The organism is Cytobacillus depressus (assembly GCF_008923245.1).
Lineage (GTDB): Bacteria > Bacillota > Bacilli > Bacillales > Cytobacillaceae > Cytobacillus > Cytobacillus depressus.
The window spans coordinates 73425-86097 of record NZ_WBOS01000016.1 but is presented as its reverse complement, the minus strand read 5'-3'; the positions used below and the strand labels follow the sequence as shown (position 1 = coordinate 86097).

Below are 12673 nucleotides of genomic sequence, written 5' to 3'. Positions count from 1 at the left end.
TTTACCACGGATGCCAATTTCCCTATATGATAAAATTGGTATTCGAGAATAATAACTACATTAGGAGGATAAAAATGAACAAGCGTCTAGTTACAACTACATTAGCACTCACGATTGGATTAAGTACTTTTGCGACAGCCCCGATCATGATGGATCCAGTCACAGTCTCAGCAGCAACAATCACACAGCAGAGCCAAAACGTGGTTGAGAAAAAGGCAGATGACATAATTAATCTCGCTAAGAGTTTAATAGGAAAAGCAACATATGCCTCAAAATACAACGATGAAACACTCCAGTTTAGATGTGCTTCGTTCATCGCGTATATTTTTGAAAGAAATGGTTTAGATCTAGGTAATCGTGATGAAGCTTATATGGTTCACCAAGGGACATACGTTCCGAGAAATCAATTGCAAAAAGGCGACTTAGTTTTCTTCAGAAATAACCCATCATCAAAAAACCCAAATCATGTAGGGTTGTATATTGGAGAGAATAAAATTATACATATGGCAAACACAGAACTAGATGTTGTTATTTCTGATCTAGATAGCACATCCTATTATCGAGATAATTATATGACGGCGAGAAGAGTAATCCCTGCTTTACTTCCTTCAAACCCAGCAACAAAAGGAGATAACATTGCTGAACTTTCCTACAATTTAATGAATAAAGTGACAATGGGCAATACTAATAACGAAAAAGCAATGCAATTTACAAGTACTGGATTCGTAAAATACGTTTATGGAAAAAATGGTGCTGACTTAAAAGGAAACTATGTCAAAGATTTGATGAACTTAGGTGAAAAGGTAGCACGGAAAGACTTACAAAAAGGCGATTTGATTTTCTTTAGCACTTCTGTAGGGTCGAGTACACCTTCAAGAGTAGCGATTTACACAGGGGAACATCGTATACTTGTTCTAAGTTCAGAAGGAATTAGTTCGAGAGTCCTTTTATCTGATTATTATGATCAGCGTTATATTACGGCAAAGCGCGTTTTTAAAGATGAAAACAAAATCGTTCAGCCACCAGTTATATCTAAAACAGAAGATAAGATTGTAGACTATACATTAAGCATAATGAATAATGTGAAACATCAATTAAATGTGTACGATGAAAAATCTTTAACCTTCACAAATGCAGGCTTCACTTATTACATTTTTAAACAACATGGTGTAGATCTGAAAACAAAAGTAGCCAAACAGCAATCAGAGAAAGGTGTACAGGTTCCAAAAGATAAATTGCAAAAGGGTGACCTTATTTTCCTAAAGCAAAGCGGGGGAAGCACCATTAAGTATGCCGCCATTTATATTGGAAATAATGAATATGTGTATTTATCTGACTCAGGTTCAGTTGTGAAAGAAAGCTTAGAATCTAATTGGTCTAAAAGTAACTTTGTGACAGCTAAGCGTGTACTCTAATCGAATGAAATACTCGGTTGGTTTCTAAATTGTACATACCTTTAAGGAAAAATGAAAAGAAGGCATTCGTTTGCGAAATAGCTACGAATGCCTCTTTGTTCTTTTTGGGATCGGAAACATAAATTCTACCTACATGTTGCTTAAATCTTCTAGGTGCATATCCCGAATAGCTTTTATTCGTTTCCGCATTTTCCCATTTTCAATCTTGGAAAAATTGCCGACTCCTGGACTTGTATTTATTTCAAATATAATCGGATCCCCGCTTTGACTAATACCAAAATCAATTCCATATTCTATACGTGGAACTTCTGATGCAACCACTTCAGTAGCTAATATGGATATTTCCTTAATACGATTAACTAGTTTTTTCTTCTCTGTTTCATCCATCTCCAAATGTACCGATAACAATTCATCGATCGTCATCACTTGAGCTCCAATGTTGCTATTAATGATTCCATTTTCCAATGTCTCTCCCGTTGCAATCTTTCCATACATTCCTCCAATAAGCCATTTTCCCTTAAGTGTCTGAACGTGAACTCGAATGGATAGCGGATATCCATCCAGAGTCAAGCTCTGGATGCCCTCCTGAACAATATATCCCCCATATTTCTTAATCGGATGTAGTACTGGGTGAAAATCTTCAATCGTGGCGACATTTCTTTGTATTTTATTACCATATAGAGTGTAGCCGTTAAAACAGTAGCGCCCTTCGTTACTTTTAAAGACTTGATAAATCCCTTTCCCTCGACCACCTCTATCATTTTTTAAATAGACATATTCATAACGTTCTAGTAAATCTGATAGGTTTTCGATCGTATAGAGCTTTGTTTCGGGAATGCATTTTGAGATTAAGGGATGTTGACTTAACAGCATATTTTGCTTCCATTTTCTTAGTTGATTCTTCATCAATTCACCTCATTTGTATTGTAACGGTTCGACAGCATATACATCGCACGACTTTCTTTATTGGAATCGAACCATAACAGCAGCCTACATGTTGCTTAAATCTTCTAGGTGCATTTTCCGAATAGCTTTAATTCGTTTCCCCATTTCCCCATTTTCAATCTTGGAATAAGGGCCAACTCCTGGGCTTGTATTTATTTCAAATATAATCGGATTTCCGTTTTGATTGATACCGATATCAATTCCATATTCTATACGTGGAACTGCTGGCGCAACCACTTCAGTTGCTAAAATGGAGGTTTTCTTTATACTTTTAATAAGTTTATTCTTTTCTTTTTCATCCATCTTCAAATGTACCGTTAACAGTTCATCTATTGACATAACTTGAGCTCCACGGTTTCTATTAATCACACCATTTTCCATTGTTTCTCCCGTTGCAATCTTTCCGTACATTCCGCCTATGAGCCATTTTCCTTTAAGAGCCTGAATATGAACTCGAATGATTAGCGGATACCCATCTGGAGTCAAGCTCTTGATACCCTCCTGAACAATATATCCACCAAATCTTTTAATTGGATGTAGTACCGGGTGGAAATCCTTAATATTGACGACCTTCTTTTGTATTTTTTCTCCACTGAGGGTATAGCCATTAAAACAGTAGAGCCCATCTTTCCTTTTATTTACTTTAAAAATCCCTTTCCCTTGCCCGCCTCTATCATTTTTTAAATAGACAGATTCATAACGTTCCAGTAACTTAGATAGGTTTTTAATTGTAAATAGCTTTGTTTCGGGAATGTATTTATTGAGTATGGGATGTTTATTTAATAAGGAATATTGCCTCCATTTTCCAAGTCGTTCCTTCAATACATACACCTCATTTATCTGTTATGGTTTACACTTATTGTATGGATATAACAGTAATTCGGATTGGGTAAGTGAAATAGTAAAATTATCTTTTTTATATTTAGTCAGTAGGCTTTGTTCGACTCTTAATGATCTTCCTTATATACATATACGTATCTTTATCCTCTAGATCCAAAAACATGGCTAGGTCTGGTCTATAGTTTCCTTCAATAATCCAAATATCCCCTTGGGGGCTAATCCCAATGTCAAACCCAATTATATGAATATCAGGATGGTTTTCCTCGAACAGCTTGCTTGCAGAAATACAGATACTGTCTATTTCATATTCTAATTGTTCACTATTTGTCATTGATAAGTTTGAACTTTGAAGTGCTTGATTAAGGTTTAATAGCTTCTGGGATGCATTGGTAATAAAGAAGCCGTTACCAGCAACCTTTACAATTTTTCCGGTTACTTTCCAGGATGAATCCACCTTCTGGGTAATGACCCTAACATCTAATGGGCATCCGTTTATTTCCAATAAAGGCAATCCTTCCTGAACAAGATGAGGCTTTGAAAAATATATTGTATGAATAAAATCAAAGGTTTCATCTATGCTAGGTTTTGTCTGCTTTGTTCTTACTGTGTGGATTTCATAGGTAATAGGATCTGTCTTAGTAATTTTTATAATTCCTGATCCATGTTTGCCAACACAAGGCTTAATGACAATATTATTATAATTATTAAGGTATTCATTAAAGGTGGCTTTTGTAAGTAAGTTCGTTTGCGGTACAAATGGAGAGATTGAATAATTTGAAGAGAGTATTTGAAACTGACTCCATTTACTTTTTTGAAAATGCAGCATCGTATCTTGAATCCATATCCGCCCTTTCAGATCATATGTGATATCAATTACAACGGTATGACAATCAGGAAAGGATTCCCCTAGTTTTTTTGCTGCAAGTATGGATATTTTCTTCATTTTTTTGATAAAAAACATATAAAAGTACTTATCGGAGAGAGTGCTATATTTCTCCGTACTAGATATATAGAGCCACTCTGCTGTAGGTGATTTTCGGTGAACGGTAATATAATAGTGAAAGGGGCTTTGGAAAAAACCGGAGTTTTGTCTTGATGGCTGAATAATATGATGTTTATGTTTCAATTCATTCATACTGATATACTCATAAAGTTCTTCTTTATCCATCAATATAGCTCTATTCATCTCTGAGAGGACCTTAAACTTATTGTTTTCAGTGGAAACAAAGATTTCACCCATGCCAAATGCAGGTTTAATGACAATCTTCTTATACTTTTCTAAAAATGTGAATAATGATGCTTCGGTAAAGCGTGCAGTTTCTAAAAGGTACTTAGAGAAGCTGTCATCTGAATTTAATATTCTATATTGACTTATTCGACTTTTGCTTAGCTTCAATGTTCCCATCTCCCTAAATATTTTATTCATTATTATATTCAGCTTAAGAGTATTTTCTTGGATGTTTAGGCAACTAAGGGCTAGAAAAAACTCCCGACATGATTGTCGAGAGTTCCAAGGCTATTACAATTCTTGACAGCCTCGAGCTTCAATGGACCCTTGATCAATAGGAGCGGCGCCAGTTTGATTAAAGAAACCTGTAATTACAAAACTTTGAACATTGTCTCGCCCAACTACATCTCTAAAGGTTGCTTCAAAAGCAAATGTTCCTACTTGACCACTGACTGTCCCAGTACCTGTTACAGTGATGCTGCAGTTTTGGCCTTCCTGCTTACACACAACAGAAGTAATGTTGGTTGCTGTAAACGTGAAGTTGTTCGTTCCAGGAGGTGTGGCGTTTTCTACGAATCTTAAAGAGAGAGTTGAATTTGCTAGTGTAGTGACACAAACATCCGCCTTGTAAAACAAACTTCCTCTTACTGTTCCTGTTTGTCCCTCGAATTTAACATTATTATTATTTGAAACAGCTTCATCTGAAACACTTTCAGGGTTGTGAACTAAAACTCCACAAGGACAAATTACACCCATTTATTATCCCCCCTTTCTATTTGGAATAATGTAGTTTATTAATGATTTAAGAGAAGTGGCACAGTGTTTGTCCAAGTTTAATGGCATTTTTACTTTTACTGTTCCTTCAGAAAATTTGCTGCCAATTCAATAATTCCCTTGTAGGCTATTCAGTTAGATTCTAAGCTAAAGCAGCTTTTATATAATAAATTGGCTTGTATAGTATAGATAACCATACAAATTTGAGTAAGTTTCATAAATATATATATCGAGATGATTTTAAATAAATTGTAGTAGGAGTGGGCCTATTGAAAACGATCATTTTTATTGGCACAAATAAGTCTGGTTCAAGTAGAGAAGCCATAACGGAAGCTAAACGCCTAGGTTTCTTTACGGTTGTTTTCACAAAAAACTTAAAGCAATGGAAACAAAGGGGAGAGTACACAGATGTACATGAAATGATTTTTGTTGATACGGATAATCTTTCCGAAATGAAAGAACAAATTAACAAATTACTGTCAAAAGGGATGGACATAAAGATGATTGTCAGTTTTGTTAATTCATATGTTTATAGTGCTTCCGTTCTTTGTGATGAATTTTGTAAGAACTATTTTTCGTCTAATGCCATTCAATTGATGAGTGATAAGGAGGAAACAAGGTCAATTCTTAAGAATCAACCATACACACCTAAATATATTGTTATCAAACCAGGTGAGACGATCTCTTTTGAAAAGATCATTTCGAAGCTACATTTTCCTTTAATGGTCAAATCGCCAAAATCAACTGGTTCTAAAGACGTACTGTTAGCAAAAAAAGAGGAGCAATTAAAAAAGCATATATTCATGTTTAGGGAAAAATACCCGGATGGGGCAATTATTATTGAAGAGTATATTGATGGGGACCAATATCTAGTCGAGGCACTTGTTCACAATAATAGGATCATGACCGCAGGCGTTATTGAACAGGAAATTACGAAGGGGAAAAGATTTATTATTACAGGCTATGGTGTACTTGCGAATGTTCCTAATGATATAAAGAAAGGAATTGAAGGGGTCCTGCACTCTGTCATTGAACAATTCGGAATAAAAAATGGCGCCCTTCATCTAGAATTAAGACTTTCCAAAAGTGGTTGGAAACTCATTGAAATAAATCCGAGGATATCTGGCAGCGCAATGAATAAAATGATACAAGCTGCTTTTGGATTTAGTTTAGTAGAAGAAACACTAAAATTACAATTAGGTGGAAGCCCTTCCGTCATCCCCAAACATAAGAAATATGTATTCACCCAATTCCTCATCGTTTCGAGAAAAGGAATCTTAGAAAGAGTTACAGGAAAGGGGAGGGCTAGGAGATCTCCAGGAGTAGTTGGAGTATATGTGAAGCCAAAAAAAGGAACGTTGTTAACTCCACCACTATCAATGGGGGATCGATATGCCTATGTAATGGCATCTGGGGCAAGTATGGAAGAAGCGAAGAAGTTTGCAAAAAGTGCTGCAAACGAGATTACATTTCACCAAGCAAAGGAATAATACCATTCATAAAAATGACCCTGGATTAGCTCCAAGGTCATTTTTGTGTACATGCCTAAAAATAGAACAAATGCGCAAACAAATGATTCACAAAGTTATACACATCATAGTATTTTATAATTTCCTTAATAGCAAAAAAAGGATGACTCATTGAGTCATCCTTTAAGACTTGATTAATTATTTAAATTTCTTCTTTAAATATCTAACCGTTTCATACATGTTTGCTCTACTAGCTCCTTTAACCAATATCGTGTCATTCTTTTGAATAATCTCATTTAGAAACGCATGCAATTGGTCTCTATCGTCGAAATGGTGTACTTTGTTAGGGGGAAATCCCTTTGTTTTAGCTTGATTGCCCATTACATCTGTTTTATCCCCATAAGTGATCAAAATGTCAATTCCTTTTTCATAAACATGTTCTCCTATTTTACGATATTCTGTCTCTCTTAAGTTCCCTAATGCTCTTATTTCTCCTAAAACGGCTATTTTTCTATGTTTTCCGATATTTGAGAGTACATCAATGGCCGCTTTAACACCTTCTGGATGGGAATGAACGGTATCATCGATAATGACAATATTGTTTTGCTGACGATAAATCGTCAATCTTCTTGGCGGCTTTCTGAATATGAGTCCTTCTTTAATCTCCATTGGCGTTAAACCTAAGTAATCTGCTACAGCAATGGCGTTAAGAGCATTATACACATGATGCTCTCCGAAAGTAGGGATGAACAGCTTTACTTCAATTCCTTGAAGTTTCATCTTGAAATTCATTCCGTTATCCGTGTATTTAACATCGTACGCTTTGTAGTTAGCATCCGATTTAATGCCAATTGTCATGATTTTTCCTTTGAATTTTTGCGTCTCCAAGTATTTTGAATTAAGGTCATCCTTGTTAAGGATTAGAATGCCCTTTTGATCCATTCCGTGGATTAACTCGGATTTGGCTTTTGCAATTTTTTTAATATCACTATCGAAATACCCTACATGTGCAAGTCCAACGTTTGTCACAATACTAATATTAGGTTTTATAATGCGGCAATGTTCAGTTATGGTACCTGGGGAGGCCATTCCATATTCCAAGACAACAGCTTCATGGGTTTTGTTGATTTCAGCAGCGTGAGTTTTTGTATGTTCTGTAGTATTCCAATAATCCCTTGATTCAAAGGTATTCCACTTTTTTGCTAAGATAGAGGCCAAAAACGCTTTAGTCGTCGTTTTACCTGCGCTGCCCGTTATTGCTATAATGGGGACGTTCTTTCTTTTTGTCATTTTTTCTCTCCCTCAATTCCTTTATTTGAGCTTTTATTGCTTTTGTGTTCTTCGCTAGGTACATTGCATACCTAATCGAATTGATCACCACGTCCATCTCTAAATAAAATGTGGGTGGACATCCTGGAAGCCAGTTTACCTCATAGATCCAAATTTTTTGGTTCGCGTCTAATCCAATGTCGATCCCAATCTCATCAATTACTTCTGCATATAGAATCATCTGCAGCTCATCCAAATGTTCGGCTAGGGACAATGAAAAATGTTCAAGTTTTCGCTTCATATTCATAGCGTCATCTTTAAATTCTTGTTGCAAAAATGGGTCTAAATAATTGGTATAACCACCATTATTGATATTGGAAATTTTTGACCCCTCTGGAGCAATCCGTGGATAAATCGAGGTTATGACCCATTTGCCTTCCCCATTTTTTTGAACATGAAGTCTGAAATCATAAGCTTGCCCAGATTTAGTAACGGATTGTATATATGGCTGCATAATGAAAGTTCCAGTTGAAAGCCTTTCTTTAATAAGTTCGTTCAATTGAATGTTTGAATAATAACCGCTATTTGAATCCTTTGTTACATGAAAACCACCATTTTTCTTAGAAATAAATAAGATTCCTTTTCCCTTTCTGCCATCAAAGGGTTTAAAGACAACATGTTCAAAGGCTGAAACATAATTAAAGAAACTCTCCGTATTTTTTACAATTTTTTCAGAAGGGACTAAGTAATGAGCAAACTCTTTCCCTTTTTTTAAGCGTTCATTCACACTCCACTTGTTACCGATGGAATTAGTCGTAAAGGGGATCGTTTCCTTCAATTTATCAATCACTCTTTGAGATTTGGCCAATTTGATTGGATTACCAGCATTATAAATGACATCAGGAAAGGGCATTGTTTTATCTACCCATGAGCCATTTTCATAAACTTTTCCCTTAATTGACCGATTGTTTAGATTGACGGTACCAGGAGAAAAGTAAAAAAAATTGGCACCTTCAGCTTTAGCAACCGCTGCAAAAGCATATGTTTTTATGACAGTTCTGGGATCCTTACGATGGTGTAACATTCCTATTAATGTCATAGGTTAGACTCCTTTATTTTATTTGTTATTTACTGAGTAAATTTCATATGAAATTCATTTACTAATATTACATTCAATAAGCCAAGTTTTTGAAATGGACAATCGTTTAGTTATATTGATATTTTAAAAGTTGGGTTAAAAAAGGGAGATGTGAAAGGAGGCACTTTACTCGAATTTGGATTTCTGGAGAAAATAAAAAATGCCTTAGCTTTAACTAAGGCATGAATCATGTCTAGCTCCGAGCACCATCGGCTCGCCGACTAAGTACGCCACGTCCTTGTGGCAACGTCGGCACTAGTACGTCCTATACGTCGGAGGTCATAAGCCAATCAGTCAAGAAGGTAAAGTACAACCTTCTCGCCTGCTCGTCTTATGCTTGTCGCCGATAAGCAGGTGCTCTCCGCTTTTCTATTTACCATTTTGGCTCAATGACAATTCTTCTTTTCAATAATTCGGTATCGAGAACTTGAATAGCACAAATAGAAGATAAATGAACTTCTTTACGAGCGGGTGTTTTGATTAATCTCATGACCTTACCTATAGAGTTTGTATGATTCCCTTTAATATCAAAAGGACGCAGGATCGAAACAATCGCAACACAATTTTCCTTATCTATGGATTCGATGCGAAAAAAGTTGGACTCAATGCACTCGCGTTTTCCGTTTTTCTCATTTATATCTAGAAGTAGATGTGATAATAATCCATCCTTTTTTAATAATAGGAAGGGGATCGTATCGACACCGGCAATTTTGGATAGTAGCGGCCCAAAATATTTGGTTGAGGAATTGATTAAGATATCTTGTAAGGTTTTTAATTCAATGAGTGCTTCACATATACAGTGACTATGTTCCAGCTCCATATCGTTCAACTTAGCTTTCCTCCCCCCGTCTGTCCTTTTGCTATTATAATATTGTAAGTAAATGGGGATTGTGCGGATAGAAAACGAATATAGACCTGTCCAATGAACCCAATTATGCAGATGCTGGGCTGTAAGACGGGAGCTTGGAGCGACACGTCCCCATTTGTCGAAAGATCCCCACAGATTTTGGTAGGAGTAATTAAAAAGGCTCTAGGTAAAACTTCAGTTCCTGGGCAGCGGATATCGCCGTAGCTTTGGCATTTTCAGGGGAATTTCCCGCTGCAATCACACAAGCATAGCGCTGACCCATTGAGTAAGGAGCGGTGACGATTTTACCTAATAAAGGTTTAACATACACATATTTGACCCCATCATGTTCCCAGGCGAGATCTTCGCCTGCCACGTAAAGTAATTCTCCACTTGTTTCAAACGTTAAATATTTAGCGTAGACGTGAACCTCACGTGTCTTTGTCAAAGAGACTTCCTCTCCAACATTTTGTTTCAATATTTCCTTTATAAGATTAATCCCTGTACCTTCTTCGATAATCCGATTCATGGCGCCGCCAGACATTCTTGGATTAATCTCTACCAACTTCCATGCTCCATGTACATTTCTCATTTCTAAATGACAGGAACCGTCTTTTAGCCCAAGCTTTTGAATAATGTCATGAACTGATATTATGAGACTCGTATATTCATCATCCTTTAATTGAGCTGGAAATTGATAGCCAACGATGATAAATATATCTTCGTACGTCGTTTCTTGCTCAATGACACCGACGATTTCAATTTTTCTGTTTTGTACTAGCACTTCAACTAAGTATTGGGGCCCTTTTAAATATTCTTCAATTAATATAGGAAGATCGGGAGTTTGATCATGTAAAGATTGAAGAGTTTGCTTTAATTCATCAGTCGTTTCAGCTAGAAAAACATCTTTTGAACCGTTGGAGACTGGGGATTTAATAATTAACGGAACAGATAATTCATGCTTCTTTGTGAAGTCCTTAATAGAAGTATGTGATTCGTATACGGTATAAAAAGGGGAGGTGGGAAGGTGTTTTAACTGATCCCTCACTTTTATTTTATTTTCCATTATGGCTAAAGCGTCAGCGGATAACTGAAGCAATCCAAGCTTCTTTGCTAACCGGGCTGTATAAGAAACAAAGGGATCGATAAAGCTTACACAGGCACATAGTTGTTTCCCGGACGTTTTAAGGGCTTCAAGTTCCTCTAAAACCTGTATTTCATCAAATAAATCATGGAAATAGACGATTTGATCAACATTCGGAAATTTATGATGTTGGAGGTGCTGTCGTTTGTCAGTAAATAGAACGACGCAGTATCCCATTTCCCTCGCCACAGACAAGGCTTCTTTACTCGTTCCAAACTGATTACTTCCAATGAAGATAATTGTTTTCATGATTCAACCTTCCTGCCTTTAAAAGGTCTAATATCTTATGTTGAGAAATAAAAAGAGGTGTCAGACTCATACAAGTAGTTGTGAACACATGTAGAATCTGGCACAGAAGGGTTTAATATTATTTGTAGAGCGGTGTTTAATAACTAAAAATTTAATTTAAATTCATAAGAAGGATTCAGCATTTGATAAGATATTGGAATATGGGAAATAAAGGTAATGGGGTCGTGAATAATTAAAAAATTTCAGGACCCCACTTTTGTAATGTAATGAATTGACTTATTTTATTAGTTACTTGCTGATAAACATTTGAGTCCAGTGTTTACCGTTTTGCTCAAATCCTACTCCGATATGGGTAAAACTATTACTTAGAATGTTCCTTTTGTGACCTTCACTATTCATCCATGCTTGAACGACCTCTTGAGGTGTTGGTTGTCCTTGTGCGATGTTTTCACCTGCACTAGTATATGTTACACCAAAGTCCCTCATCATATCGAACGGTGAACCATAGGTAGGACTTGTATGTGAGAAGTAATTTTTTTGTTGCATGTCATCTGACTTCTTTTGCGCAACACCACATAATTGAGTATCTGCTTTTAAATCAGGCAGTCCGTTTTGTCTGCGCTCTGCATTCGTTAAATCAATAACTTGTTGTGCATCCTGACTAATACTTTTAGGTGCTTGTGTTTGAGCTTGCTTGTTCTGTGCAGGTGCTTGTGTTTGAGCTTGCTTGTTCTGTGCAGGTGCTTGTGTTTGAGCTTGCTTGTTCTGTGCAGGTGCTTGTGTTTGAGCTTGCTCGTTCTGTGCAGGCGCTTGTGTTTGAGCTTGCTCGTTCTGTGCAGGTGTTTGCGTTTGAGTTTGCTCGTTCTGTACAGGAGCTTGTTGCTGTGGTTGTGCTTGTGAATAATCTGGTGGCTGAACAGCTTGTCCTTGTTGCCAGTTTGGTGCTTGCTGAAAAATAGACTGTTGGCTAGTTCGATCTTGCCTCTGTAATGGTGCTTGTCCATCGTTAAGTTGAGGTAGGTCCGCATTAAAATTCCCATTCTCCCCAGGGTTTACATTAAAATTCCCATTCTCCCCAGGGTTTATTGGAACAAATTCAAATTTTGCATCTTGGGTTCCTACCGCTCTTGTATGAGGGTAATTATCACTGGACATTGTTGTAGACATACTAGAAAGATTATGATCGTTTTTATTCACGTTATTCCTATTATTCCCATCATTTACATTGCTAGTACATGCTACAAGTCCTAACGTGAGGAGAGATGTTAGGAAAAAACCTATTTTCTTGTTTATCAATTGAAATGCCTCCTTTATTAAATATCTTGCTTTACTATTTTTAATTTTTCTTTTAAAAA

11 protein-coding genes are annotated in these 12673 nt (G+C 36.5%); 2 read left to right on the top strand and 9 right to left on the bottom strand.

Annotation, left to right across the window (positions count from 1 at the left end; genetic code table 11):
* The first annotated feature begins 74 nt into the window (after positions 1-74).
* The gene (locus F7731_RS21235) at positions 75-1415 is read left to right on the top strand and encodes a C40 family peptidase (RefSeq protein ID WP_151536809.1); all 1341 of its coding nucleotides are present in this window, start codon (positions 75-77) and stop codon (positions 1413-1415) included.
* Positions 1416-1544: 129 nt separating this feature from the next.
* Here the strand turns inward: F7731_RS21235 and F7731_RS21230 are convergent, their stop codons facing one another.
* From F7731_RS21230 to F7731_RS21215, 4 genes are all read right to left on the bottom strand, one after another.
* Positions 1545-2321: a YheC/YheD family protein gene (locus tag F7731_RS21230; RefSeq protein ID WP_151536808.1), complete on the bottom strand. Its 777-nt coding sequence runs from the start codon at positions 2319-2321 to the stop codon at positions 1545-1547.
* Between the two features lie 84 nt (positions 2322-2405).
* Positions 2406-3182 carry a YheC/YheD family protein gene (locus F7731_RS21225; protein WP_170289765.1) on the bottom strand — a complete coding sequence of 259 codons (777 nt, stop codon included), beginning with the start codon at positions 3180-3182 and terminating at the stop codon, positions 2406-2408.
* A gap of 100 nt (positions 3183-3282) precedes the next feature.
* Positions 3283-4596, bottom strand: a complete 1314-nt coding sequence (locus F7731_RS21220) for a YheC/YheD family protein (RefSeq protein ID WP_170289764.1) — start codon at positions 4594-4596, stop codon at positions 3283-3285.
* Between the two features lie 123 nt (positions 4597-4719).
* On the bottom strand, positions 4720-5184 hold the full coding sequence (locus tag F7731_RS21215) for a hypothetical protein (RefSeq protein ID WP_151536805.1): 465 nt from the start codon (positions 5182-5184) through the stop codon (positions 4720-4722).
* A 287-nt stretch (positions 5185-5471) separates the two neighbouring features.
* On the opposite strand from F7731_RS21215, the gene F7731_RS21210 reads away from it, so the two are divergent.
* Positions 5472-6692: an ATP-grasp domain-containing protein gene (locus tag F7731_RS21210; RefSeq protein WP_212031228.1), complete on the top strand. Its 1221-nt coding sequence runs from the start codon at positions 5472-5474 to the stop codon at positions 6690-6692.
* 177 nt (positions 6693-6869) lie between these two features.
* On the opposite strand, the gene F7731_RS26765 is transcribed toward F7731_RS21210, so the two are convergent.
* The 5 genes from F7731_RS26765 to F7731_RS21190 all read right to left on the bottom strand — a co-directional run bounded on the left by F7731_RS26765 (position 6870) and on the right by F7731_RS21190 (position 12473).
* The gene (locus F7731_RS26765; RefSeq protein WP_212031227.1) at positions 6870-7961 is read right to left on the bottom strand and encodes a UDP-N-acetylmuramoyl-tripeptide--D-alanyl-D-alanine ligase; all 1092 of its coding nucleotides are present in this window, start codon (positions 7959-7961) and stop codon (positions 6870-6872) included.
* Positions 7909-9039, bottom strand: coding sequence for a YheC/YheD family endospore coat-associated protein (locus F7731_RS26760; RefSeq protein ID WP_212031226.1), 1131 nt, complete (start codon positions 9037-9039; stop codon positions 7909-7911). The genes F7731_RS26765 and F7731_RS26760 overlap by 53 nt, the downstream gene beginning before the upstream one ends.
* Before the next feature lie 412 nt (positions 9040-9451).
* Positions 9452-9898, bottom strand: coding sequence for a CotY/CotZ family spore coat protein (locus F7731_RS21200; protein ID WP_246197371.1), 447 nt, complete (start codon positions 9896-9898; stop codon positions 9452-9454).
* A gap of 199 nt (positions 9899-10097) precedes the next feature.
* Positions 10098-11318: an ATP-grasp domain-containing protein gene (locus F7731_RS21195; RefSeq protein WP_151536802.1), complete on the bottom strand. Its 1221-nt coding sequence runs from the start codon at positions 11316-11318 to the stop codon at positions 10098-10100.
* Between the two features lie 288 nt (positions 11319-11606).
* Positions 11607-12473: a CAP domain-containing protein gene (locus F7731_RS21190; protein WP_151536801.1), complete on the bottom strand. Its 867-nt coding sequence runs from the start codon at positions 12471-12473 to the stop codon at positions 11607-11609.
* Positions 12474-12673: the final 200 nt, after the last annotated feature.